General features: G+C 41.7%; 22 protein-coding genes, 4 tRNA genes and 1 riboswitch. Of the genes, 4 read left to right on the forward strand and 22 right to left on the reverse strand.

Features of this window, described 5'->3' with window-relative positions; translation table 11 throughout:
* Positions 1-229: 229 nt before the first annotated feature.
* Positions 230-2,449 (forward strand): catalase/peroxidase HPI, encoded by a 2,220-nt coding sequence (gene katG / locus IHV09_RS17885; protein WP_197265118.1) that lies wholly within the window; start codon positions 230-232, stop codon positions 2,447-2,449.
* A 136-nt stretch (positions 2,450-2,585) separates the two neighbouring features.
* Here katG and IHV09_RS17890 read toward each other — a convergent pair whose 3' ends face one another.
* The gene (locus IHV09_RS17890) at positions 2,586-3,470 is read right to left on the reverse strand and encodes a radical SAM/SPASM domain-containing protein (RefSeq protein WP_197265119.1); all 885 of its coding nucleotides are present in this window, start codon (positions 3,468-3,470) and stop codon (positions 2,586-2,588) included.
* Positions 3,471-3,871: 401 nt separating this feature from the next.
* Here IHV09_RS17890 and IHV09_RS17895 point away from each other — a divergent pair, with 401 nt between their 5' ends.
* Complete coding sequence (locus IHV09_RS17895; RefSeq protein ID WP_197132801.1) at positions 3,872-4,795, forward strand: DMT family transporter; 924 nt, start codon at positions 3,872-3,874, stop codon at positions 4,793-4,795.
* A 180-nt stretch (positions 4,796-4,975) separates the two neighbouring features.
* On the opposite strand, the gene IHV09_RS17900 is transcribed toward IHV09_RS17895, so the two are convergent.
* Together IHV09_RS17900 and IHV09_RS17905 are read right to left on the reverse strand one after the other, a co-directional pair.
* Entirely contained in the window at positions 4,976-5,455 is a 480-nt protein-coding gene (locus tag IHV09_RS17900; protein ID WP_197265120.1) for an SRPBCC family protein, read from the reverse strand.
* Positions 5,456-5,592: 137 nt separating this feature from the next.
* Positions 5,593-6,939, reverse strand: a complete 1,347-nt coding sequence (locus IHV09_RS17905) for an amino acid permease (RefSeq protein ID WP_197265121.1) — start codon at positions 6,937-6,939, stop codon at positions 5,593-5,595.
* Between the two features lie 131 nt (positions 6,940-7,070).
* A riboswitch (glycine riboswitch) is annotated at positions 7,071-7,149 on the reverse strand.
* A 231-nt stretch (positions 7,150-7,380) separates the two neighbouring features.
* On the opposite strand from IHV09_RS17905, the gene IHV09_RS17910 reads away from it, so the two are divergent.
* On the forward strand, positions 7,381-7,689 hold the full coding sequence (locus IHV09_RS17910) for a nucleotide pyrophosphohydrolase (RefSeq protein WP_197265122.1): 309 nt from the start codon (positions 7,381-7,383) through the stop codon (positions 7,687-7,689).
* A gap of 71 nt (positions 7,690-7,760) precedes the next feature.
* On the opposite strand, the gene rlmH is transcribed toward IHV09_RS17910, so the two are convergent.
* The 15 genes from rlmH to IHV09_RS17985 form a co-directional block, all read right to left on the reverse strand.
* Positions 7,761-8,240, reverse strand: a complete 480-nt coding sequence (gene rlmH / locus IHV09_RS17915) for a 23S rRNA (pseudouridine(1915)-N(3))-methyltransferase RlmH (RefSeq protein ID WP_197133090.1) — start codon at positions 8,238-8,240, stop codon at positions 7,761-7,763.
* An 80-nt stretch (positions 8,241-8,320) separates the two neighbouring features.
* Positions 8,321-8,485, reverse strand: coding sequence for a CxxH/CxxC protein (locus IHV09_RS17920; protein WP_066399497.1), 165 nt, complete (start codon positions 8,483-8,485; stop codon positions 8,321-8,323).
* 372 nt (positions 8,486-8,857) lie between these two features.
* On the reverse strand, positions 8,858-10,066 hold the full coding sequence (locus IHV09_RS17925) for a S1C family serine protease (protein WP_197265123.1): 1,209 nt from the start codon (positions 10,064-10,066) through the stop codon (positions 8,858-8,860).
* A gap of 156 nt (positions 10,067-10,222) precedes the next feature.
* Positions 10,223-11,020: an MBL fold metallo-hydrolase gene (locus IHV09_RS17930; RefSeq protein WP_197132778.1), complete on the reverse strand. Its 798-nt coding sequence runs from the start codon at positions 11,018-11,020 to the stop codon at positions 10,223-10,225.
* 16 nt (positions 11,021-11,036) lie between these two features.
* A complete protein-coding gene (locus tag IHV09_RS17935) occupies positions 11,037-11,876 on the reverse strand; it encodes a two-component system regulatory protein YycI (RefSeq protein ID WP_197265124.1) in 840 nt (279 codons plus the stop codon).
* On the reverse strand, positions 11,873-13,279 hold the full coding sequence (locus IHV09_RS17940; protein ID WP_197265125.1) for a YycH family regulatory protein: 1,407 nt from the start codon (positions 13,277-13,279) through the stop codon (positions 11,873-11,875). Before IHV09_RS17940 ends, IHV09_RS17935 begins: the two co-directional genes overlap by 4 nt.
* Positions 13,276-15,111, reverse strand: a complete 1,836-nt coding sequence (gene walK, locus IHV09_RS17945) for a cell wall metabolism sensor histidine kinase WalK (protein WP_197190389.1) — start codon at positions 15,109-15,111, stop codon at positions 13,276-13,278. The genes IHV09_RS17940 and walK overlap by 4 nt, the downstream gene beginning before the upstream one ends.
* A 5-nt stretch (positions 15,112-15,116) precedes the next feature.
* On the reverse strand, positions 15,117-15,821 hold the full coding sequence (gene yycF / locus IHV09_RS17950) for a response regulator YycF (protein WP_066244253.1): 705 nt from the start codon (positions 15,819-15,821) through the stop codon (positions 15,117-15,119).
* Positions 15,822-16,374: 553 nt separating this feature from the next.
* Positions 16,375-17,835, reverse strand: a complete 1,461-nt coding sequence (locus tag IHV09_RS17955) for a peptidoglycan DD-metalloendopeptidase family protein (protein WP_197265126.1) — start codon at positions 17,833-17,835, stop codon at positions 16,375-16,377.
* Between the two features lie 202 nt (positions 17,836-18,037).
* On the reverse strand, positions 18,038-18,625 hold the full coding sequence (locus IHV09_RS17960) for a glycerol-3-phosphate acyltransferase (protein ID WP_197265127.1): 588 nt from the start codon (positions 18,623-18,625) through the stop codon (positions 18,038-18,040).
* A 447-nt stretch (positions 18,626-19,072) separates the two neighbouring features.
* A tRNA-Phe gene (locus IHV09_RS17965) sits at positions 19,073-19,148 on the reverse strand.
* A gap of 7 nt (positions 19,149-19,155) precedes the next feature.
* Positions 19,156-19,231 (reverse strand) — tRNA-Asp (locus IHV09_RS17970).
* A gap of 39 nt (positions 19,232-19,270) precedes the next feature.
* Positions 19,271-19,345 (reverse strand) — tRNA-Glu (locus IHV09_RS17975).
* A gap of 17 nt (positions 19,346-19,362) precedes the next feature.
* A tRNA-Lys gene (locus tag IHV09_RS17980) sits at positions 19,363-19,438 on the reverse strand.
* Between the two features lie 186 nt (positions 19,439-19,624).
* Complete coding sequence (locus IHV09_RS17985; protein WP_197265128.1) at positions 19,625-20,911, reverse strand: adenylosuccinate synthase; 1,287 nt, start codon at positions 20,909-20,911, stop codon at positions 19,625-19,627.
* Between the two features lie 218 nt (positions 20,912-21,129).
* Between IHV09_RS17985 and IHV09_RS17990 the strand changes: the two genes are divergently transcribed.
* A complete protein-coding gene (locus tag IHV09_RS17990) occupies positions 21,130-21,534 on the forward strand; it encodes a UPF0158 family protein (protein ID WP_197132757.1) in 405 nt (134 codons plus the stop codon).
* Positions 21,535-21,550: 16 nt separating this feature from the next.
* Here IHV09_RS17990 and dnaB read toward each other — a convergent pair whose 3' ends face one another.
* The 4 genes from dnaB to IHV09_RS18010 all read right to left on the reverse strand — a co-directional run bounded on the left by dnaB (position 21,551) and on the right by IHV09_RS18010 (position 26,544).
* Positions 21,551-22,915, reverse strand: coding sequence for a replicative DNA helicase (gene dnaB / locus IHV09_RS17995; RefSeq protein ID WP_144696584.1), 1,365 nt, complete (start codon positions 22,913-22,915; stop codon positions 21,551-21,553).
* A 259-nt stretch (positions 22,916-23,174) separates the two neighbouring features.
* Positions 23,175-23,618 (reverse strand): 50S ribosomal protein L9, encoded by a 444-nt coding sequence (gene rplI / locus IHV09_RS18000; RefSeq protein WP_197132754.1) that lies wholly within the window; start codon positions 23,616-23,618, stop codon positions 23,175-23,177.
* Positions 23,615-25,588, reverse strand: coding sequence for a DHH family phosphoesterase (locus IHV09_RS18005; RefSeq protein ID WP_197132751.1), 1,974 nt, complete (start codon positions 25,586-25,588; stop codon positions 23,615-23,617). Before IHV09_RS18005 ends, rplI begins: the two co-directional genes overlap by 4 nt.
* 11 nt (positions 25,589-25,599) lie before the next feature.
* On the reverse strand, positions 25,600-26,544 hold the full coding sequence (locus IHV09_RS18010) for a YybS family protein (protein WP_197132749.1): 945 nt from the start codon (positions 26,542-26,544) through the stop codon (positions 25,600-25,602).
* Positions 26,545-26,798: the final 254 nt, after the last annotated feature.

Here is a 26,798-nt window from a genome sequence, read left to right on the forward strand (position 1 = left end):
CTCATTTCTTATAGTTATTATTCATTCTACCATACTTATTTGTAGCTCAAGATTGCTTTCAAAGCGGTCGTTTCATACATAATCCTTTATGTGAACATCAAAAGTGCATTACGCTTTGAATACACATACCTGTCCTCTATAATTGAGTTATCATAATTATCAAATATTTAACATCATGGCTTTTCGTGTTTTGCAATTTTAAGTTCCAAAAAAGGAAGGGGAAATTGTAATGGAAAACAACAACAAGCCCGATCAAAAAGAACACACATCAGCAGGTCAATGTCCTGTCACACACCACAAGGATAGTGCAATTACGACTTCTAGAGCTCCACATGGTACGACGAATAAGGATTGGTGGCCGAATCAACTCAACCTGAATGTTCTTCGTCAACATGACAAAAAATCGAACCCGTTGGGAGACGATTTTAATTATCGTGAAGAGTTCTCTAAGTTGGATTACGACGCACTGAAAAAAGATCTTCATGCGTTGATGACCGACAGCCAAGATTGGTGGCCAGCGGATTATGGTCACTATGGTCCTTTCTTCATCCGTATGTCTTGGCATGCGGCAGGTACATACCGTACGGCTGATGGACGCGGTGGGGGTGGATCAGGTTCTCAACGCTTCGCACCTCTAAATAGCTGGCCAGATAACGTAAACCTTGATAAAGCTCGCCGTCTGTTATGGCCGATCAAACAAAAATACGGCAACAAGATCTCATGGGCAGATCTTCTTGTTTTCACCGGTAACGTAGCGATTGAATCCATGGGGTTAAAAACGTTTGGTTTTGCTGGTGGACGTGAAGATATTTGGCATGCAGAAGAAGATGTTTATTGGGGAACGGAAAAAGAATGGTTAGCGGACAACCGTTATTCGAGTGACCGTGAGCTTGAAGACCCGCTCGCTGCAGTTCAGATGGGTCTGATCTATGTGAATCCTGAAGGGCCGAACGGAAAGCCTGATCCACTTGCAAGTGCTCGTGATATTCGTGATACGTTCAGCCGTATGGCGATGAATGACGAAGAAACCGTTGCACTTATCGCTGGTGGTCATACGTTCGGAAAAGCGCATGGCGCAGGGGACCCTTCTCTTGTAGGAGACGATCCTGAAGCAGCAGACATTGAAACACAAGGACTTGGTTGGCTGAGCCGTCACGGCAGCGGAAAAGGCCGCGACACCATTTCGAGTGGTATTGATGGAGCTTGGACGTCGAACCCAACACAATGGGATAACGGATACTTTAACCTTCTGTTCGGTTACGAATGGGAGTTAACGAAGAGTAGAGCAGGCGCTTACCAATGGACACCTGTCGATATGACGGAAGAGCATATGGCTCCTGATGCCGAAGATCCATCCATCAAAGTGAAAACGATGATGACAACCGCTGATATGGCATTGCGTATGGATCCGGACTATGAAAAAATTTCTCGCCGTTATTACGAGAATCCAGATGAATTCGCTGATGCTTTTGCACGAGCGTGGTTCAAGCTTCTTCACCGTGACATGGGGCCGAAAGTGCGTTATCTCGGTCCAGAGGTTCCAGACGAAGAGCTCATCTGGCAAGACCCTGTTCCAAGTATAGATTATGATCTATCACCATCTGACATCGCTCAGTTAAAAGAAAAGATTCTAAATACAGGGTTATCCGTGAGTGAGCTCGTCAAAACGGCATGGGCTTCAGCTAGCACGTACCGTGTCTCTGATATGCGCGGAGGTGCGAATGGTTCACGCATCCGCCTAGCTCCTCAGAAAGGTTGGGAAGCGAACGAACCCCAACAGCTGGAGAAAGTGCTAGGAATCTATCAAGATCTACAAAACCAGCTCGACACGAAGGTGAGCCTAGCCGATTTAATCGTTCTTGGCGGAAGCGCAGCCGTTGAAAAAGCAGCAAAAGATGCAGGCTTTGATGTTACCGTTCCATTTACACCTGGACGCGGTGATGCAACGCCTGAACAAACGGACGATGTTTCGTTTGATGTACTTGAGCCGGTATCAGACGGGTTCCGAAACTATCAAAAGAAAGAATATAGTACAAGCCCTGAAGAGATGTTTGTAGACAAAGCGCAGCTACTAGGTCTGTCTGCTCCTGAAATGACTGTACTCGTCGGAGGTCTGCGTGTTCTTGGAACAAACTATAAGAATACGAAACACGGCGTATTCACAGACCGCGTTGGCACGTTAACGAACGACTTTTTCGTAAACCTGCTCGACATGGGTGTAGAGTGGAAATCAACAGGCTTTAACGAGTACGAAGGTCGCGACCGTAAATCAGGAGAAGTAAAGCGAACGGCTTCCCGCTTTGATCTCGTGTTCGGATCCAACTCAGAACTTCGTGCACTCGCTGAAGTGTATGCGCAGAATGACAATCAAGAAAAATTCGTACGCGACTTTATCGCAGCATGGGTAAAAGTGATGGACGCAGATCGATTTGATGTTAAATTAAAATAATAAATAATGAACGCACTTAATCACAATGCTGATGCAGAATTTGCTGCTTCAAAGCTCTTGAGATTAGGTGCGTTTTTTTGCCCATAAAAAAGACAGGGTAGCTCCCCGTCTTAAATGTCTTGCATATGTTTTTGTACTATTTACCAAAACGCTTACGATAACCACATTTTCTGCAAAGTTCCTCAACCGCTTCTCTTCGCGAAAAACCATCTACAAGATTGTTAGCTCGGTCACCTTCAATAATAGTTGAGAAGTCTGTTTCATTAATATTTCCTAAGTTAATGACCCCTTCTCCATCTAGGCAGCATGGAATGACTGTACCGTTCGCCAAAATGCCCGCTTGATTGCGAAGACCGTAGCAGAATCCTTTTCCGTCGTCCTCTTCCTCATGCAGTGCCGGCCATTTAAACTCGTAATCTTGATTGATGAAAATTTGATCCGCTAGTTTGATACCTTTACCCGGCGTGAGCTTTTCTTCAATTCTAAATGCGAGATTAAATTCGTTCTCAATAATTTCAAGCAGCTGACGGTTACGCTGTTTCTCCAAGTTCGTCGCATTGTCTTGCGTCAGGTTCCAAAGCCTCAACGAAACAAATAACGGAGATTCCTTCGTTGCTTCTTGTACAAAAGAAAGAATCGTTCTTACGTATTCTTCTTTATCCGTCATACTCTGGCCAACGTGGCCATCAAAGCTATGAAGGGAGAAATTCATCTGTCTGAGCGCAGGCTTATTAATGAGCTTGTCCCAATTCTTTTTAATGAGCGTCCCATTCGTCGTGATGTTAACTTTAAATCCTCTTTCATGGGCCAAGTCCAATAACTGATCAATTTTAGGATGAAGCAGCGGCTCACCTTTTACATGTAGATAGATGAAATCAGTATAAGGCTTGATCTGGTCTAAACGTTTCTTAAAATCATCAATGGAGATGAACTGTTTAGCTCGTTCCGTTGGAGGACAAAAATGACACGCCAAATTACAGATGCTCGTAATCTCTATATAAAACTTCTTAAATCTTTTCATGGGTATTCCTCATTTCGCAAACTCTTGATACATACACTAATGCTCATTTAAGCCATAGTGCACATAAACTACCTGCTTTTTTAACTCTTTCTTATTAGAGCACAATTCATTAAAAAGATAAACGTGTTATGAGGAAATTAACAGATGAAAACGAAAGGTTGGTCGTTCGGTTGTTCTTTAACTATCTAAACGTAAACGCAAAAAAGAAGAGAAATCATCTCGTTTCCCTTCTCCGTCAGTCACTAGTTTATCATCTTTGCAAGCAAAGGGACGGTTCTGCCGCTTCCTTCCCCTCTTTTCACAAGAACTTTCTTGACCCTAGCTAAGCTTCTCATCCTCATGTTTTTTCGAGGACAAGCATAAGATGGTAGAACAATTGACTGGGAAAGGAAAGCCTATCTATGATTTCATTTCGAAAAATGCTAGGAGCCTCATTGTATGCCACCATGTCCATCAGCCTTTGGGGAATATCCTTTGTCTCGACTAAAGCGGTACTGGACAAGCTTGATCCCTTTACTCTTCTTGTCATCCGTTTTGGTATAGGTGCATTATTTTTATTAGTACTTATCCTTGTAAAAAAGGAACATTCCATGAAGCTGCCGATACAGTATATCCCTCACTTAATCGTATTAGGAATTCTTGGTGTTTTTCTTCATCAAGTTATTCAGGCAAGCGCGCTTTTATCCATTGATGCATCCTCTGCAGGCTGGCTCATTACGTTATCCCCGATTTTCACCGTCGTTCTTTCCATGGTCTTTCTGCATGAAAAGATGACATTTCCAAAGGCTATTGGAATTATTTTGGCCATTAGTGGTGTATTGCTGGTCACAACAGCAGGTGGAGACAGGTCATTAGGATTCTCGATCAACATCGGGTATCTACTGATGGTTCTCAGTACCTTAAATTGGGCCATTTATTCAGTTTTACTAAAAAGCCTAAAAGTGCCATTGCCTGCATTGGTCCTCACCTTTTACATGAGTACTTTGGGACTTTTGCTTACTCTCCCATTCATCTTTCAGAACAAAAGTTGGGAAAAGCTTACTCTTCTAGATGGAGTAGAATGGGCTCATCTTATCTTCCTTGGAGTCTTTGTATCCGGTATTGCCTACTGGTACTGGGCAAAAGCATTAGAGGTGTTGGAGGCCACTCAAGTATCTGTTTTCTTATACCTTGAACCAGTCTCTACACTGATAGCAGCCGTGCTACTTCTACATGAAAAGGTTATTTATACCAGTATTTTAGGTGGAGCAATCATTATCCTTGGGGTTATTTTCGTAAATGGTCATCTAGTTGGACTCATAAATCGATGGAGTGCGAGGAGGTAGGGAAAGCAAAGGGACGGTTCTGCTGCTTCCTAACTTACAACTACAAGAAGCACGAGAACCGTCCTCGCGCCCCTAAACTAAAAAACTAAAAGATACGCGCTAATCAATAAAATAACTGAAACAAGCCAGAGATTTTAAAAAATCTCTGGCTTGTTCATCAGATAAATTCCATGTATCTATTTACAATTTCTCAGTAAAAGCAGCAAGATTTTCTAGCGTGGACCTTAGTCCAGTGTCGTGATCTTCCTTACGAATACCTTCTGGTACGTTTTCACAAATGATTGTAACATTAGTGCCTCCCAAAACATCTTCCAATATCCATTTCTGTATCATCTCACCCGAGAAAGCAGGATCTTCGGAATTGAAGTTAACGGATTGGACAATTCGCTGGTTTGGGACCAGCTCCAAAAATGTTCCTTCCGCCACATCGGTGTTATCCGACGTTTTGCCAAGAATCAACTCATCCAATTCATACGTAAGCGTCATTTTATAAGCTCCTCCTTCACGGCAATCATAGGTATCAATTTTACCCGACATCCCTTCAGGCGGAAGCCATTGAATTAGTGAATCCGGATTTATAATAGCTAGATAGACGATTTGAGGTGGAACTGGGATCACTTTTGAAGCAGTATCTGTTCTCCGGTTTCTTGACAAATTCACCCTAAAAACCTCCTTGTAATTAACTCTAAAGGAAAATTCGTCGCTTCCTGCTTATCACCTGCTTAAAGATGCTACTTATAAAATGTAGATGTCTCTAAAGATCCAGATCAATGATGCATTCCAAATAACCAATCCTTTTATTTCAGCATAGGTTTTTTAAAAGCATACAAGAAAAATAATAAAATAAACCAAATGGGTGTCAGCAATAACGCCGGACGTGTAGCTTCTGCCACAAATAAGACGATTAATATTAACCCGAACAAGGCGAGCACCACATAATTAATGAATGGAGCAAAAGGTGCTTTGAACGTCGACTTATTGTGCAGGTCAGATCGTGTTTTACGGTATTTAATATGACTGATCAAGATCACGCTCCATACCCAGATGAAACAGATGGCACTGATTGTTGTTACGATGCCAAAAGCTTGCTCTGGAATCAGCTTGCTGAGGAGCGCTCCCACTGAAACAACAACAGTCGAAACCCAAAGCGCGTTTCCAGGCACAGCATTTTTCGTTAGTTTCTTAAAAGAACGAGGAGCCTGCTCACTCTTGCTTAACGTAAAAAGAATACGACTCGTTGAGAACAACCCGCTGTTGCAGGCAGATGCCGCTGAAGTCAGTACAACGAAATTGATAATCCCAGCTGCAAGCGGAATCCCTATTATGCTAAACGTTTTAACGAATGGACTTTCCGACGCGTTTAACTCTGTCCACGGATTGATGCAAAGTAGCACAATCAATGCGCCAACATAGAAAAATAGAATTCGAAGTGGAATTTTATTGATCGCAGACGGGATATTCTTTCTTGGATTAGACGTTTCTGCTGCCGCTACACCGACTAACTCCACTCCCACAAACGCGAACACAACCATTTGAAACGAGAGTAGAAACCCAGTCACACCATTAGGAAACAGACCTCCATGATTCCACAGGTTATTCACTGAGACCGTTCCCGCATCCGTCTGATACCCGATTACGAGTAGGACAACCCCAATCACAATTAATGCTAGAATCGTAATCACCTTGATTAATGCGAACCAAAACTCCAATTCACCGAAAAGCTTTACCGTTAATAGATTTAGCCCTAGTAAAAGAAGTAAACAAACAATCGCCGGAGCCCACTGCGGTATGTCAAACCAATATTGAACATAGACACCGACCGCGATCACATCAGCCATCGCTGTCATAATCCAGCAGAACCAATACGTCCAGCCTGTGATGAAAGCAGCTCGCGGACCAAGATAGTTCTCCGCAATATCAGTAAACGACTCATAGCCTGCGTTCGAAAGCAGCAGTTCCCCTAACGCTCTCATCATAAAAAACAACGCGATTCCCACGATCAAATAAGCAAAAATAACAGACGGTCCGGCAAGCTGAATCGCTTTTCCTGAACCTAAAAACAACCCCGTACCAATCGTTCCGCCAATGGCAATCAACTGCACATGACGGTTAGCTAAATCTCTCTTCAACTCTTGCTGTGACACGTATGAATCCTCCTTCTAAGATGCAAATCAAACAAAAAAAGAGACTGGAGGAATCTCCAATCTCTTGTACATTAGAATATGAAAAAAGCATTTACTGCGCTAGATATGACAGGCACAACAATGTCAAAATTCAATACTCTTCTGTCCGTTTGCCTGAGATTGTGAACCCTTCGGCGCCGCTTTTATAGCGGTCTCTCCAGAAGCTGCTCCTGCTGTAGTACGACCTGCAGCAATCATAGCTTGCTATCTATAAATATTTTTTAGTTATGAATATAATTTTCAATACTATTATGGAGTTGGGGTTTTGTCAACTGTACAATACTGGTATTGCATTGAACATAACTGCTTTACGAGTTTATCCTCTACTACCTGCACTAAAGTGATAAAATTATATGAACTAGATTTTAACCCAAAAAAGACTATGACTAAGGATGAGCATACATGAATGAAATTAAACAGCTAATAAACGCTATCAATGAATTTCGAGATGAAAGAGGCTGGAAACCTCACCATAATCCAAAAGATCTTGCCATTTCTCTTTCAATTGAAGCTGCTGAACTATTAGAAGATTTTCAATGGAGAAGCAGTGAAGAGGCTGTAGAACAAAACATAGAAAATATTAAAGAAGAAATCGCTGATGTTTTCATTTACGGACTCATGCTATGTAGTGAACTTGATCTGGATGTTGAGACAATTATTAAAGATAAGATTAAGAAAAAGGGGTTGAAGTATCCTGTGTCGAATAGTTAGATACCCAATACAAACTGCAAAAAGAAACAGCACCTTTATAAGATAGGTGCTGTTTCTTATTAAAAGAATTATTATTTATGGTACGGTTCTCCTCTATTAATCCTGAAAGCTCTATAAATCTGCTCAACCAACACCAACTTCATCAACTGATGCGGATACGTAATCTTTCCAAATGAAATCTTCTCATTCGCCCGCTCCATTACAGCGTCACTTAACCCTAGGGATCCTCCAATGACAAATGCCACTTTGCTTTTCCCATAAGTCGCTAGCTGATCTAAATTCTTAGCCAAATCTTCCGATGAAACAGCCTTTCCTTCGATCGCCATTGCAATCACATGAACATCTTGGCCGATCTTTGCCAGAATTCTTTCACCTTCAGCGTTTTTAACCATGATCATCTCTTGATCACTTAATGTTTCAGGTGCTTTTTCATCAGGAACCTCGATAATTTCTACTTTTGCATAAGGTCCTAATCTTTTTAAGTATTCATCTATACCTAGTTTTAAGTATTTTTCTTTTAATTTCCCTACGGAAACGATTGAAATATTCACTTGTTGAAAACTTCCTTTCAAATAAGTTATCCCCAGAACTTATCCACATATGCACAATTAGTGCTATATCTTGTAGGCGTTCATATGTTCGATACTTTATATACACCTTTGTTATCACAGTATTCACAACCTGTTGATAACTCATCATTCTCTGTTAGTAACTCTACAACTGGTGGCGTTTCAAATTCATCCACAATGATGTCAATCGCAAGCTCAGCATGGTCTTTGCAGCAAATAATAACCAAATCTTTTCACTCCTAACTTATCCACAATTCTTCTTATTACACTAACGAATATACAGCTGTGTGTAAACAATCCGCTAAAATAAAGTTGTCCACATGTGGAATCAACATTAGATTTTTCTTAAATGGTAGGGGTATTTGTATTTCTTATCTTTTGTCTTTTATTTTCATTCTTCACCGTCAAGTTGATTGTAGTGGAAGGTGCGAGACTCCTGTGGGACAGGTGAGACACTTATACGTGAAACGTACGAATGTGGCTCACCGCCTGCCCCGCGGAAAGCGAGCAACCTGAAACGGAAGTCAACTCACTCCCAAAAGACACCTTAGCACCAACAAACAAAAAAACAGGAGACCCTAAAGCCCCCTGTTTCCCTTTTATTGAGATTGATTACCACCGCTCAATTCAACTTTCACGGTCTTCTTCTTCCCATCACGATAGAACGTCACATCCACCTCATCACCAATCTTCGCCTTTGTATAAAGGAACTTACGAAGAGCGATAGGGTCTTTGATCTTCTCTCCACCCATCTCGACAATTACGTCCATTTCCTTAATACCTGCACGAGCTGCTGGTGAGGCTGACGTGATCTCCATAACAACAACACCTTCTTGTACGCTGTCTGGAATCTTCAGTGTTTGCTCACGTTGATACGTGTTCACTTGAGAAAGCGGAATGATGTTAACGCCTAAGAACGGTCTGCGTGTCTCACCATATTTCTCAAGGTCTTCAATGATCGGTTTTGCTACATCAGATGGAATAGCGAATCCGATTCCTTCTACTTCGTTCTGCGCGATTTTAGAAGAGTTAATCCCTATCACCTGACCGGAGATATTAATTAAAGCACCTCCGCTGTTACCAGGGTTGATCGCTGCATCCGTTTGAATAACTTCAGCTTGCCAATCTGGGTTTCCGTCTTGATCCAGATCAACTGGAATCGAACGGTCTGCACTAGAAACAATACCTTGTGTAACAGATCCAGGGAAGTTTCCGAGCGGGTTACCGATTGCAATTGCCGGTTCTCCACGTTTTAAGTCACCTGACACTCCAAATTCCGCTACACTGTCCACTTTGCTGCCATCGATTTCAACAACAGCTAAGTCCATGAGAGGATCTGTTCCGCGTAAAGTACCTTTAAGCTTCGTGCCGTTGCTAAGCGTGATCTCAATCTGGTTTGCGTCCGCAACAACGTGATCATTCGTTACCACATACGCCTTATTGCCTTCTTTTTTATAAATAACACCTGATCCTGTGCCCGCTGGCTGCTGGCTCCAAAAATCAGTCTGTTGAATGTTGATGACTTCGACTACGGCTCCAGATGCTTTATCAACCGCATCCGTTACATTCGTAGTCAGATCGACATCCACTTTTCGCTGTTCCACATTTTCGTCAGTACCTAACCCATTTTCCTCTTCGTTCGAAGGATACAGATTATCTGGTAAAAGACCAGCTCCTCCTAGTGCAGGTACTGTAAATAAGACAAGCAATCCGCCTAGAATGGCTCCTAGCAACGCTGGTAGAAACTTTCCTCCGCGGTTTCCTTTTTGTCGAGATGGTGATTCATAATCATCATCGTAATAGCCCATATGCTCCTCACCGTTCCTTTCAACAATAAAATGGATGAATTCATAACCTAGTATAAGCAATTAGTCCTGAAATTATGGACATTTTGGGTTATTTTTCATAATTTCCCACACTTATTGTTATTTCCGGAAACGGCTTACTTTAAACAAGTAAGTATTTTAGACTAAAGCCAATTTTGTTGGCTGACTCGCATCTGTATCGTGAAGGATTACTTGTTCACCCGCTGAGATATCATACGTTTTTAACGTCTGCTCAACGGCTAAACGAGCAATATCCTTCATATTGTTATCTTTACTCAAGTGAGCAAGATAGATATGTTTTGTACCGTCACCGATTACATCAGCGAGAGCATGTCCACAATCTTCGTTCGAAATGTGACCATGGTCCCCTAGAATACGGCGTTTAATATTCCACGGATAACGTCCCATCATGAGCATGTTGATATCATGGTTAGACTCAATCACAAGCGAGTGGCTGTCACGGATGATTCCTTTCATACGATCGCTCACATAGCCCGTATCCGTCATGAGCGCAAGCTTGCGACCGTTGTGATGAAACACGTAGAACATTGGCTCTGCCGCATCATGTGACACGCCAAAGGATTCAACTTCTAAATCGTTGAACGTTTTCACACTTTCCATCTCAAACTCAAACTTTTGCTCGGTCGCCACTTCACCAATCAAACCGTTCATGGCATTCCACGTATTTTTGTTCGCATAGATCGGCAGCTTAAATTTCCGAGCCAGCACACCGAGTCCCTTTATGTGATCGCTATGTTCATGCGTGACGAGGATTCCATCAATGTCAGCCACCTCACCGCATGCTGCTTTTTCAAATAATATTTGAATCTGTTTGGCACTTAAGCCCGCATCCACGAGCAAGCGTGTTTGTTCGGTTTCAACGTAAACAGCGTTTCCCGAACTGCCGCTTGCAAGAACGCTAAATTTTAAACTCATAACCGCATGTTCCTCTCTACTCTGCCTTTTCCGTCAAAACTTGAATGGAACTGTCAGTCGCATTAACTAAATACTGGCCGTCCTTGGTTTCTATGAACCATGTAGGTGTATAAACCTGAACTTCCCCTTCACCTACAAGGCTATAGTGGCCAAGCTCCACTTTTTGTATATGATCACCTTTTTGAAGGTTCGTTTCTAATAGTTTCTCAAGCGCCTTACTAGGTGAGATGATCTGTTGAAAAGCACCCTGTCTTGTAATAAATAGATAGGTCTGCGTTAAACTAGTAAGATTTCCTTTGTCATCAAGCTTAAACTTAATCATTCCGTTCGGCACATCGAAATCTTTTCCGTCAGAAACAATGCCAAAATTAGTAGGATTATAAAAGACCTTTTTCTCTTGATAGACTTGCGTAAACCAGACGATATTGCTCTTTTTATCCCATTCATAAAATGCGTATTCTTTACCGCGGGTTATGTTATCTTCTGCAAATTGATTAAGCTCTGAGATCAAATCTTTTGTATCCTTCTTCGGAAGATCCATCGGTTTACTAAGATCATATTGAAGGGTGATGTCAGTGCTCGCTTCCTTATCCAGCGATACATTTTTTTCAGGAGACTTCTTTTCTTCTTCTGAAAACTTGTAACGCTGGGCACTGATTAAAGTTTGTTTTTCTCTATATTTCGGCAGCTTTTCGGATAGTGAGATTTCGTTATTCGCTAACCGCTCTTCTAAAGGCTGATCTGTAAGTCTCGAGATGTTGTTAATGTCATTCTTTTGATAGAGTTGGTAACCCAAGAATAGGTTTAAGACAAGAAAGGTAAGGATAAAAATGCTTTTTGTTCTTTGCCAATTCAATTAAATCCTTCCTTTCCAGTCTGTGAAAATAACGGTTGCCATCCTTTAGCATCATAATTAATAAACCATTGTGGCTCTAATTTATAGACATGTGGTTCTTTTTGCTTTTTCATCGTGAATCCAATTCGTACATCTTGTACATAGTTCTGGTTGTAATCTTTTTCTTCAAGCTCTTTAATAACATCTAGCCCTGATTGGATGTTTACCTTCTGTGAAAGATAAGACTGTTGGTCGAGTTGTAACTGAACGAGTGAGCGCTGATATTCCTTAAGCTCGTTTTCATACCACACTAGGCTCATCTGCATCTCCGGATCCAACACAGGCAAATTCTCAACAAACAGCCAGAAATTTGCGGAATACGTTGATAGACCGGAAAGAATATACGGATTTCCCCACCCTGCGTGCGTATTGATGTAGTCTAAGGATTGATAGAGTGGTGAAATATTTGGTGTTGTATTTGGATTTCGATTTCCTGCAAAGTTAGTAAACGTGAAACGATTTTGCAATTCGTTCACAACCATTGCCGCTGTTCCATCAGCATATGTGATCTGGTTTTTATCAGAAGCACTTTTTACCGCTAACGGATCTTTAAACAGCGCTTTTTTATACATTTCATACGTATCTTCGCCTGTTGCTTTTGAAAAGTACGTATAACGGGTCAAGGACAGAGACTCCTTAGGAAAATAAAATCTTCTTAAGATCTCTGCTTGTCCTTCTTTTCCGTCATCCTCAATATCATATTGGATATAAGGGATTAAGTTTCCTGTATCGACCCACTTATCCATATCTCTTATTAAAGGATTTAGCTGATTATTCGTTGCCCTTATCCTTTGCATCTTCTTTTGTTGATAAGAAACTAGATAGCCTTCGATACTATCTGTCATTTTATTTTGATATAAAAAGATTCGGTCTACATTTTGTGGTTTAGTTGCTTGTATCTCGGATTCAAACGAGAAGATTTCTTTATAGATATCCTGACTCATGCCTGCTGGAAAAATAATCTCCACATACTTGTTGTCACGTAAAAACTTTTCATCTGGATCAAAAGCACGATTATTTCTAGAACCTGTATCAAACGTAAATTTCGTTTCGTTCAAGCCCATATGAAATTCTTTCATTAAATTACTTGCTTCAAGTCCGTACAACTCATCCCCACTATGGTAAATCACCTGTGTAGGGTATACAAGTTGCTTAACGCTTGCTTCGATATCAACTTCCTGTTTTTTAACGATTCGAGCTCCTTCTAACGATGGATAGCTTGGCTTGAATGTCCACAAGCTCCATGTAAGAACAAGGCTCATACCGATCAAGACAGTGAGCGCGATAGACTTGATATGTTCGTAATTCTTCTTGAAAAAGGTGATCACTTCTTTTGCATGTGTAATCCACTTTAACCAGTTCATTGCAGCCCCTCCTTAACCTTTTTTAAAGGAAGAGTAAAGTGGATGGTCGTTCCTTGGCCCCACTCACTTTCTGCCCAGATGTCTCCGCCATGCGCAAGTACGATTTCTTTTGCGATCGCGAGACCTAGGCCTGTGCCTCCGATATCTCGAGAACGAGCACGGTCTACCCTAAAGAATCGATCAAAGATCTTAGAAACGTTATTCTTCGGAATTCCAACACCTTGATCTGAAATACTTACCTTCACCTTGCGGCCGATCACGGAAGCGTTAAAGGTGATTGTTCCACCTTCAGGCGAATATTTCATCGCGTTCGAGATGATATTATCAAGCACTTGTGTCATCTTATCGGTATCCAACTGAACGTTGATCTTGTGCTTAGGCAGGGACCTAGAAAGTTCAATGTTTTCCTTTTCAAGCATCTCAAAACGATCGATGATGCCGTTCAAGAATTCGACCAGATCAATTTCAAAAAAGTTAAATCGGTAATCTTTGCTGTCCATTTTCGATAATTGAAGCAAATCAGTTACGAGTCTGATCATACGTTCAGTCTCATTCTGAGTAACCTCTAAAAAACGCGGAGCGATGTTCTCATCTTGCCACGCCCCTTCAGCCAGCGCCTCCAGATAACTTCTCATCGTCGTCAGCGGTGTTCTTAATTCGTGCGAAACGTTGAACACAAACTCACGTCGCTCGTTATCGATCTGTTCCTGCTCAGTAACATCATGAAGAACACAAATAAGACCATTGATTGGCCCGTCATCTTTTTGTATCGTGGAGAAGTTTGCTCGCACCACATAATGCAAATCGTTCGTACTAAAATCAAGCAGCATAGATTCGTATTCGTTATAAAGTTCTTCCCACGTGTATTCCGTATTTAAGCGCAATAGCTCCATAAGAGGCGTTCCTAGCGCGTTCTGTCTAGAGATGTTCAGCATCTCTTCAGACCGGTCGTTCATCAGGATAATTGCTCCGTCACGATCTGTCGCAATCACGCCATCTGTCATATACGTAAGAACGGAACGCAGCTTTCTTCGTTCGCTCTCTGTGATAGCTGTTGCCTCTTGCAGCTTTGTTGTTAGATTGTTAAAGGTCATAGCAAGCTGACCGATCTCATCGTCTCCATACAGCTGAACTTTTCGAGAAAAGTCCCCTCTTGCCATAACAAGGGCTTGCTTTCTCATATCAGCCATAGGCCTTGTGATCGTACGTGCCAAAAAGACCCCTAGCAGTCCGGTTATAATAAGTGCGATTACGGTTCCGGTCACTAGAATGCTATTGATTCGAGAAATCTGTTTAAAAATACCTTCAATAGAAGCTACTAAATAGATGGCGCCAATGTTCTCTCCTGTAGCATCAATCTTGATCGGTTTGGCGAGTACCATCACCCGCTCACCTTCATGAAGCATGATCTCATCATCAACCGTTCCTTCAAGAGCAAGCTTAATCTTAGGATTGAAGCTAATCTGCCCCACCAACTGCGGTTTATTGCTCGCAAGCACCATACCGTCTTCATTAAGTACCTGGATCTCTTTCTCTTCGAACTCCTCGTCAATTAGTGCTTGAATGTCTTTTCTAAGCAATAACGCTGGTTCACCATCTATATCATTTTCAGACTTGTATCTACCCTTATCTTTATCCTTCATCTTTTGCTCAACGTTAAACTCTAATAAATTCACTCTATCGTAAAGTGATTTAGAGAAGCTCTGCCGAAGATCAGATTCTAAGTTGTTGATAAAATAAACGCTGATCACTTGCATGGCTATTAAAATGAGCAATACATAAATCAATACAAACTTAACGTGTATTGATTTAAAAAAATTGACTTTATCCATCATGATTACTCCTGATCAGGATTTCTTAAGTAATACCCCACTCCGCGTCTTGTAATGATCCATAATGGGTGACTTGGGTTATCTTCAACTTTTTCGCGCAGACGACGAACCGTTACATCGACCGTTCTTACATCACCAAAGTAGTCGTATCCCCATACGGTTTGGAGTAAGTGTTCACGCGTCATCACTTGTCCGATATGTTTTGCTAAATAATGCAGCAGTTCAAATTCACGATGTGTTAACTCGATCGTTTCGCCACGTTTGGTCACGATATAAGCATCAGGATGAATCGTGAGAGAACCGATCGTGATCTCATTGTTCTCGTCTACTTCACGCTCTGATTCCTGCTGATGACGGCGCAGGTTAGCCTTAACACGTGCAATTAATTCACGCGTGCTGAACGGCTTCGTCACGTAATCATCGGCCCCAAGCTCTAAACCTAATACTTTATCAATTTCAGAGTCTTTTGCTGTAAGCATGATGATCGGCATATCGTACTTTTTACGGATCTCACGGCATACTTCCATACCGTCTTTTAGTGGAAGCATGATATCTAGTAAAATCATATCCGGCTTCTCTTTTTCTACCTTTTCTAACGCATTAATGCCATCATATGCGCAACTTACAGTAAAACCTTCTTTTTCAAGATTAAACTGCAGAATATCTGCAATGGGTTTTTCATCATCCACAACGAGAATTTTCTTATCCATGAGAACGCTCCTTCTTTCGGAAACTCTATTTTATATATAGCAGAATATTTTGTAGTATCGATTATATGGTATCTCTACTATTTTATCACAGTTGAAACTTTCTCCATACTACTAGCAAAACCTTCTAATTTTAGACAAAGAAAAGTTGGGTTCACATAAGATCACCGTCGAAAGTTCGCTGTGTGGAATACATCCTGAAAGTAATTCAATTCGTTTTGAGCATGAAAAACCTCCCAGGATGCTATAGATCCTAAGAGGTTTGTTTGTTACTTATCTTCATTTCAAGGTTGGTTGTAGTGTAGGATGCGAGACTCCTGTGGGACAGGTGGGCAGTCCGAAGAGTGAAGTGGCTCGTTCAGATCCGACAAGCAAAAGATGAATGGATTAGAAGGCGCACTTTGCCTTCTGAGCCATTTAACTTTTGACCTCGAGGGTCTAGCCACTGCAACTTGACAGGTGAGACACTTAAAAGTGAAACGTACGAATGTGGCTCACCGCCTGCCCCACGGAAAGCGAGCATCTGAAACGGAAATCAACCTACTTTCACATTATTTTAATTTTCACTTACAAAATCAGCTGGATCTTTAAGAACACCATTCTCATACACTTCAAAATGCAAATGCACACCAGTCGATTGACCCGTTGTACCCATCACACCAATCTTTGATCCTTTCTGCACTACATCACCTGTTGTAACAGACATCGAATCAAGATGAGCATAAATGGTTCTCATGCCATTGTTGTGATCAATAATGATCTTGTTTCCGTAATCTCCATCCCACCCAGCAGAAACAACTTTACCGTTGTCTGCAGCTAAGATTGAACGTTCTGAAGGTCGAGCAATATCCATTCCTTTATGCTCTTTACCCCAGCGCGTGCCTTTATGGCTAGAAATATATCCACCTACAGCCGGCCATGAAAGAGTTCCTGTCCCTTTAGAAGGAATCACTTTCGTACCAATCTTTTGAATTTCTGTAACCGGAGTCTTCACTTGCTTTTTCTCTAAAATTTCTTTTTGTAGCACTTTGTTGTCGGCTTTTCTTGTTGTATACGTAATATCTTCTAATCCAACTTGTCCTTTTTGAACGGTTTTGATCTGTCCTTTTTCCAACGTACTGTCTTCTTGTTTCTCAACCTGGAAAGGAAGTTCATTCTGAACACGTGTAGCTTCGTACACAAGGACCTCGGTATAAGGCTCTTTTTCAGTAACGGTTACTGCCTGTCCTGTACGAACAACGGGTACTAACATAAGCCTTGGGTTTAACGTGAATAACTGATCCATCGTTAAGTGATATTTTTCTAGGATAGATTGAACCGTTTCTCCTTTTTGAACCACATGCTCTTTTTTGTGCAGACTGCCTTCTTTCAAAGAAGAAATGGCATCATCTACCGTAACGAGCTTACTGATAGATGTTTGCGCTTTTTGAATAAGAACTGGCGCTGAAAAGTCGATATCAACCACTTTACGTTCTCCCGGTTTTAAGTCCGGTACTTCAAGCTTTTCGTTCTCAGCTTTCTTTTTTTCGATGTCATCTAGCTCGGCTTTTGAAACATGTTCGAGCTTTAGCTTCAGCAACGTATCTTTCGCTTCTTTTTTGCTAGAAACATACGCAACAGTTTGTCCGCCAACGACTAAACGATAAGCCTCAACTTCAACCGTTAGCTGCTTCTTCAAGTTCTCTCTTACTTCTTCGTTATCAAACTCTGGTCTGAACATTTTTTCAGGCTTAAGCTCGATAGACTCTCTCACCGCAAAAGCAAAGTTATTCTTTCTACCTTTTGCCTGTTGGAGAATTTGGTCGACTGTCTCGTCGACAACACTTTCTTCACGAACCGTTCCAACCTTCTTTCCATCTACATAAACGTGATAAACCGTCTTGATCAACTGGTTATCGTCGCTACTCGCAGATGTGTTCGATGGATTCATCGTGAATGCTGACACTATTAAAATCACTGCAACGAACGGCAGTGCGATATATTTAATAAATCTTTCAGTGGTTTTTCGACTGTTCACTTTTTCTATTTCCCCCTAAAGATTCTCTCTATGATCTCTAAAATATGCCTAAAGACCTACTACTCTTTATGCCTTTAGCACCTCTAGTATCCTATCACAAGGAATTTCGCTTTGTCAGAATTTCAGGGATTTTGTAATGCAACTGTAAATAAACGACATAAAAAAGAGTATAAATTCACCGATTTATACCCTTTTTTAACACCTATTCCGTTAATTTGATGCGCTCTTTTATATCTTCTTTTTGAACATACACAACAAGGAAGCTGATCGGAATCAGAAGCAACGTCTCTAGCCACTGCTTTTCAAACAGCCAGTAGAAGAAAGGAGTGAGTGCAAAAGCAAAGAGTCCCGCTACGGTTAGACTTCTTTTAATTCCATAAAAGAGCAGAAATGCAGTTGCTACAAGAACAGCAGATATGGGGTGAAAAATAATCATTCCTCCGATAAAAGAAGCCACTCCCTTCCCGCCATGAAAACGAAGAAAGACGGGATAGAGATGTCCGAGAATCACCGCTAGAAAACCAAGAAGCTGTATATGTGGGGGATATTGAAATTGTATGCCTGCCCAAACGACCGCAGCCGCTTTTAAGATGTCGCCAGCTAACGTGAGTACGAATCCTGATGGCCCTAATACTCTTCCAGCATTCCGTGCTCCTATATTTCCGCTGCCTAACAATCGTAAATCAACGCCTTTTATAAGCTTTGCTACAAGAAACCCTGTCATGATGCAACCAACAAGGTAACTCGCGATCAAATACAGCGCCCATTCAAATTCCATCTGTATGATCACTACCTTCCTCATCCCAATTGATACACTATATTCGAACGATTGAGTACTTATCCCTCTTTATCAGCATTAAAAGTATATGGTTGGTGTGAAAATGATATAAATCTTAGTGTGGATAAGCTGATTTGTGCTGTGCATGTCTCTGTGCATGCTTTTTTGGAGGTGTATCGGTGTTGTTTCTGCTGCCGGAAGGGGTTAGTGTTGATACCCCACGGGGTACTTGAGCTGTTAATTAAGTCTAATCTTGATGCAATTAAGTCGAAATAATAAAAATTAAGTCAAAATCGATAGCAATTAAGTCTAAGAAACAAAATAAAGGCCATTCGATCATTCTCGACAAAGACGTCCTTGCTATATACCCTCCACTAACGGCGACCGACCGTACGCAAAAAAAAAAAGCATGCTCCCTTTTCAAGGAACATGCAACATGTTTTAGGATTTAAAGTAAAATGGTGGCTCGAGACGGAATCGAACCGCCGACACGAGGATTTTCAGTCCTCTGCTCTACCATCTGAGCTATCGAGCCATAAAAGTGGCGGACCCGACCGGGGTCGAACCGGCGATCTCCTGCGTGACAGGCAGGCATGTTAACCACTACACCACGAGTCCACTTTTAAATGCTTTTATTTACTTTACTTAAAGAAAAAATGGTGACCCGTACGGGATTCGAACCCGTGTTACCGCCGTGAAAGGGCGGTGTCTTAACCGCTTGACCAACGGGCCACTTTTTTTAAAAAAAGTGGTGAGCCATGAAGGATTCGAACCTTCGACCCTCTGATTAAAAGTCAGATGCTCTACCAACTGAGCTAATGGCTCGTGCTTTGTTTTAAAACGTTTGTCGTTTTTTCACGACAAGTGTTACTTTATCACGATATTGAAGCTTTGGCAATATGTTTTCTGTATATTTTTCAAAAAAACTTTGGAATCCTTAAAAATACTCACGAAAGCATTTCTAATTTATCAAAAATAAAGCCCCTCGTTTCACCAAGGGGCCACAAATTTTTAAGCGAATACGCCTCGTACCATGTTTGTTTGGTTACGGTCTGGTCCAACTGAGAAGATAGAAAGTGGAATACCAGTTACTTGAGAGATACGCTCTACATAATGACGCGCGTTCTCTGGAAGCTCTCCAAGATCTTTCACACCTGTAATATCTTCTGTCCAGCCTGGCATTTCTTCGAATACAGGCTCACATTGAGCAAGCTCTTTAAGGCTCGCTGGGAATTCATACGTTAGTTCACCTTTGTATTTGTACGCTACACAGATTTTCAACGTTTCAATACCTGTTAGAACGTCGATTGAGTTCAAAGAAAGATCCGTGATCCCTGAAACACGGCGAGCATGACGAACTACTACTGCGTCAAACCAACCTACACGACGCGGACGTCCTGTCGTTGTACCGTACTCACGGCCAACTTCACGAATTTGGTTACCGATCTCATCATGAAGCTCAGTTGGGAACGGACCATCTCCAACACGTGTTGTATACGCTTTTGAAACACCTACAACATGGTTGATCTTAGAAGGACCAACACCAGAACCAATTGTTACTCCCCCTGCGATAGGGTTTGAAGACGTAACGAATGGATATGTTCCTTGGTCGATATCAAGCATAACACCTTGTGCGCCTTCAAAAAGAACACGACGTCCATCGTCCAATGCATCGTTAAGAACAACTGATGTGTCGACTACATATTTTTTAATTTGTTGACCGTATTCATAATACTCATCTAAGATCTGCTCTTTCGTGAAGCCTTCTGATTCATAGATGCGTTCGAATAAACGATTCTTTTCCGCTAAGTTGCGCTCTAACTTCTCTTCAAATTCTTCACGATCTAAAAGGTCAGCGATACGGATTCCGATACGAGCTGCTTTATCCATGTATGCAGGACCGATTCCTTTTTTCGTTGTACCGATCTTGTTAACACCCTTGCTCTCTTCCTCTAAGATATCTTGACGAAGGTGATAAGGAAGAATCACGTGGGCACGGTTAGAAATACGAAGGTTGTCCGTACTTACTCCGTGGCCGTGAAGATAAGCAAGCTCTTCAAGAACTGCTTTCGGATCGACAACCATTCCGTTTCCGATCACGCAGATTTTATCTTTATAAAAGATTCCAGATGGAATAAGGTGAAGCTTATACTTCTTACCTTCAAATACGATTGTATGACCAGCGTTATTACCACCTTGGTATCTAGCTACTACTTCTGCTTTTTCTGAGAGATAATCGGTAATCTTACCTTTTCCTTCATCTCCCCATTGTGTTCCTACTACTACTACTGATGACATGGTTGCACCTCCATGAAATTAACGATTGACGAATTTATCATCTAATCTTGAAAACCAAGCTTAGTTTAGCAATATATCTGATAGAAGTCAATCAAAAACACGAACATTAAAAGATAAATTAATATTTTCGTTCGTAATAATTTTACATTTCTATAGCCAAAAGATCGAAAACCTTATCGTATCCTTTAGTATTCACCTTTTTTAGGAGGTACAATTACTTGCTTATCGAAAAATTAATGGTGGCTTATATGGATACAAAAGCAAACCACATCTATTATTTAGACAAAAATGAACAAACGATACTGCTTGATGCGATCGAAACCGGTGGCCTTCCCAACCTAGAATTTCTAGATACCGAAGAACCAGACCGATTTATTGAGATTCCAAAGGTGATGAACGTTGAATCCTTCAGCTGGATGGTTGAATTTGAGAGCTTTCATCAAGACAGCGAACTGCTTCACGCTTTAAATGAGGATGAGCCTTTCAAACGTTTTACAGATAAAGTGATTGAGCTCGGTTTACATGAAAAATGGCAGACGTTTCAAAAAGATAAAGTGAAAAACAGAATAGAAATGTGGTTAATAGAAAATAAAGTAATAGAAATGCAAAAGCAGCCGGAATAAATTCCAGCTGCTTTTTTTATGCGCCCGGCGGTATGGCACTCTCATCGTGCCGCCTATCCAGGTTAACGAACTTATTATATTCTTTTACGAAAGCGAGCTCTACCGTTCCTGTTGGACCGTTACGCTGCTTAGCGATGATGATCTCAATGATGTTCTTCGCTTCTGATTCTTTATCGTAATAATCGTCACGATATAGAAAGGCAACGATATCGGCATCCTGCTCGATGGAACCTGATTCACGGATATCGGACATCATCGGCCGCTTGTCCTGACGGGATTCAACACCACGAGATAGCTGAGAAAGGGCGATAACCGGCACTTCCAGCTCACGAGCAAGTGCTTTTAGTGAACGAGAGATCTCAGAAACCTCCTGTTGGCGGTTTTCGCCTGATTTCCCGCTACCCATAATAAGCTGCAAGTAATCGATCAAAATCATACCAAGACCCTTCTCCTGCTTCAGGCGACGGCATTTAGCACGAATATCATTAATACGAATACCCGGCGTATCATCGATGTAGATACCAGCTGCTGACAGGCTTCCCATAGCCATCGTAAGCTTTTGCCAGTCTTCGGGTAACAAAGACCCTGTACGAAGTCGCTGTGCATCTAGATTACCCTCTGCACAAAGCATACGCATGACAAGCTGTTCAGCACCCATCTCTAGACTGAATATGGCCACATTCTCCTCTGTCTTTGTTGCAACGTTCTGCGCGATGTTCAGAGCAAACGCGGTTTTACCTACGGATGGACGAGCGGCAACGATGATTAGATCGTTTCGCTGAAAGCCAGCCGTCATTCGGTCCAAGTCATTAAACCCGGTCGGTATCCCCGTAATATCACCTTTACGGTTATGAAGAGCTTCAATGTTATCGTAAGCGTGAACCAAGACATCCTTAATCGCTGTAAAAGCACTCGTGTTCTTCCGGTTCGCTACTTCTAAGATCGACTTTTCCGCTTCGTTTAAGATCGCCTCTACTTCTTCTTCACGCGCATAGCTGTTAGCTGTAATATCAGTCGCTGTACGAATCAACCGGCGAAGAAGAGATTTCTCTTCAACGATCTTGCTGTAATACTCAATGTTCGCAGCCGTCGGAGAACTATCGGCTAACTCCGTTAAAAAAGACAAGCCGCCGACTTCATCCAGCTGGTTCTTATCCTGAAGCTCTGACGTAACAGTGATAAGATCGACCGGCTCGCCTTTTGCGTTAAGATCGAGCATCACGCGATAGATTCTTTGATGAGTAGCACGGTAAAAATCTTCCGGAAGCAGAATCTCAGATGCCGTAATAAGAGCTTCGGGCTCTAAAAAGATCGCACCAAGAACAGCCTGCTCCGCTTCAATATTCTGCGGCGGTATACGGTCAGCAAATAAATCACTCATGTTAGTTCCTCCTTTCCTTAATTCTTTTCGATATTTAACAGTTTTGCTATATTAAAGTATTGGTTTTTAGCTTTTTCTTCTTTGAAAAGTTGATTGGAGCGCAAGGTGCGAGACTCCTGCGGGACAAGCGGTCAGGTGAGACACTTAACGGCACGAAGTGGCAAGTGGCTCACCGATTGCCCCGCGGAAAGCGAGCAACCTGGAGCGGAGATCAACAACTTTCAAAACCCCGCAAAAAAACCGGGAAAACCCGGCTCTTTTATTCTTCTGTTACGTGTACTTTTACAGTTGCCGTAACCTGTTGATGCACTTTAATCGAAACATTCGTATACCCAAGTGCTTTAATCGGCTCAGCAAGCTCAATCTTACGCTTATCAATCTTGATACCTTGCTCTTTCAAGCCATCAGCGATCTGTTTACTTGTCACAGAACCAAAAACGCGGCCACCTTCACCTGTTTTCGTTTTGATCGTAACCGTCATCTCAGCAAGCTTTGCTTTTAAAGCTTCAGCCTCTTCTAATTGAGCTTGTTGTTTCTTCTCTTCGCTCTTCTGTTGGCCTTGAAGTGTTGCCATAGCGCCTGATGTAGCTTCTGAAGCTAAGTTCTTCGGAAATAAGAAGTTTCGTGCATAGCCTTCAGAAACGTTCTTAACCTCGCCTTTTTTGCCTTTACCCTTTACATCTTGAAGAAAAATTACTTTCATTCCTCTTCTCCCCCTTCAATATACTCATCAATAATACGTTTTAAATGTATCTCTGCTTCATCAATCGAGCTGTTCTCAATCTGGCAGGCAGCGTTCGTAAGATGTCCTCCGCCTTCCAGTCTCTCCATGATCATCTGCACGTTGATGTCCCCAAGCGAACGAGCACTGATGCTTACTTTGCCGTCAATGCGATTTGCAATAACAAAGGATGCTTGAATGCCGTTCATAGTTAATAGTATATCTGCCGCCTGAGCGATCACGACTTGATTGTACGCATCCTCAGGAGAGCTCTTGGCAATGACGATGCCTTTTTTATAAACATCCGAACTCTCAATGAGCTTGGAACGTCTTGTATACGTGTTTAAATCTTCTTTTAAAAACTTTTGAACAAGAATCGTGTCCGCACCATGCGCTCTTAAATAAGATGCAGCATCAAACGTACGAGATCCTGTTCTGAGGGTGAAACTCTTCGTATCAACGATAATACCTGCAAGAAGGGCTGTTGCTTCTAGCATACGCATCTTCAGTCTCTTCGGCTGGTATTCGAGAAGTTCTGTTACGAGTTCTGCTGTAGATGAAGCATACGGCTCCATGTATACAAGCACCGGATCTTTAATAAACTCCTCACCACGGCGATGGTGATCGATGACCACGACATGATCAAGCTTGGATAACAGTTTCTCTTCAATAACCATCGTCGGTTTATGTGTATCAACTACGACTAGAAGCGTGTCTCTCGATGCGAGCTCGAGCGCTTCTTCGGGCGAGATGAAAAACTTCCAAATCGATTCTGTTTCTTTCAGCTCATCCATCAAGCGCTGAACGCCGATATCGATATTGGCTTGGTCAAGTACGATATACCCGTCTTTTCCATTCACTTGCGCGACCTTCAAAATCCCGATTGCAGAACCGATTGAGTCCATATCTGGGTTCTTATGCCCCATGATGATGACCTTGTCACTATCTGCCACCAATTCACTCAGAGCATGTGAGATGACGCGGGCACGGACGCGCGTACGTTTTTCAACAGGATTTGTTTTTCCTCCATAGAAACGTACTTTTCCGTTCGTCTGTTTGATCGCAACCTGGTCGCCTCCGCGTCCAAGAGCAAGATCCAGACTCGATTGAGATAGCTGTCCGAGCTCAGGCAGTGACGATGTCCCAGCTGCAACCCCGATACTGAGCGTAAGGGAGATATTCTGCTTAGCTGTAGATTCTCTCACCTCATCAAGAACGCTGAATTTATTTTTCTCCAACTCATAAAGGATCCGTTGGTTGAATACAGCTAAAAATCGCTCAGAAGATGTTCGTTTTAAGAAGATGCCGTGTACGTTCGCCCATTCATTCAACACAGACGTAACTTTTGAGTTGATTGTTGATCGAAACTGGTCATCTAGTCCTTGCGTTACTTCTTCATAGTTATCGAGATAGATAATCGCCATGACCGTTTGTTCTTCATCATACAAACGTTCAAGATCTAACTGCTCGGTCACATCAAAAAAGTAAAGCAGTCTATCTTCTTTTTTGAAGTTCACTTGAAATCTATGTGTATTAATCTTTATAACTTCTTCCTTCGCATCACTCTTGATATGAGGAATCAGTTCTTCTGAAACATGGTTTAGAGAATGGCCGATAAAGGACTCTTCTTCAATAAGGGCTCCCATGTATGGATTCGCCCATTCGATCTTAAAATCCTCATCATACAAAATAATCCCGATCGGCATTTCCATCAACGCTTCTTCTCCCACCTTCTTCAAGCGGTGAGAAAGCGTCGAAATATAATCGCCCAGCTCCTCCTGAAAACTAGCTTCGGCTTTCATGGCATAATAAAACAAACCGCCTAGCAGCACGAAGCCTGCCATTCCAATCATCCAATGAAAATACGTGATGATACTTACCAGAACAACAGAAGTTACAAATAAGGCGATGACGGGATAACCATGCCACCGTTTTAGTAAAAACTTTGGCATACTTTCAGCTCCTACTGTTTTGGTTTCAACCGTTTTTTGATCATAAACCCTAAATCAATTATACCTAAGAATTTAACGACTTCCAGAGGAATCGGCAGGAAAGAGTTCAGCAAAAACAAGAGTATAATCAACAATATGATTCTTTTTCTCTTCCAATTCTTTATCCAGGCATAATAAAAAATAACTGTGAAACCTTGTATTATAAGTACAAACGATAATATCATATACAAATTTATCGTTACAATATATAAAGACGTACCCTTTTCAGGCATACTGAATGTTAAAACAATCGCTATAATATAATACCACAAAAACGATTTTGGCAGGTTCCACTCACGAAACGGAGGGAACGACGGAACATCATAACGCATTCTTTTCATCAGCATTCTTGCAGCGATATGCGTTAAAAAGGCAAGGATGACAGCTCCTCCGATAATATATGTCGGAAGCATCATCGGAATTAATTCCGCTTGCTCTTTAAATTTCTCAATCTGGGTAGGATCTTGTCCACCGGATTTATATAAATCCTCCGCTGTTCCTATCGCACTTTGAAACTGAGTCTCTAATTCTTTTACAAAATTGATGCCCATGAATACTTGAGCGATAGCGAGCGTTCCTAACATGTTCACGATGTTCGACAAACTCGCCCCAAGCAGAACAGCAAACGCAGGTTTTTTTCTTCTATAAAGTTCCCCCATCACGATTCCTGTCAAACCAGCAAAGAGGGTAACAATGATACCGTTAAGCCCCGCAAACGCCAGCGACACACCAAATGTGACCGCCCATAGGAGTAATCCCGCTTTAAGATCTTGCCGGTACAGATAAATGATAAACGGGAGCGGCAAAATAAATAACGAGACCAAGCTAAACAACGGTATGTACATACTGATCAAAAAAAGAAGCGTATAAATGCCCGAAACAACGGCACCTTCCACCAATACTTTAGTATTGCGCATGATTCACCTCATAAAATTCTTCATATGTTCTAATTGTAGTGACATAACCGCTGTAATTCAACTTAAACGATAATTCTAGCATAGACGTACTTGAAGAGAAGTAAACAAATTATGGAAGGTTTGCTTGAGCAGGGTCAGAAATAGGTGATATTCACCTGTTTTCATGGAAATGATGTGTGAAAATGTTATGAGATGGTGTGGGAAGCTACTACGATGGTTCAATAGAGGCTGACTCGGCCATTTCAAAGCCGTTT

This window comes from Fictibacillus sp. 23RED33 (assembly GCF_015903925.1).
GTDB lineage: Bacteria > Bacillota > Bacilli > Bacillales > Fictibacillaceae > Fictibacillus > Fictibacillus phosphorivorans.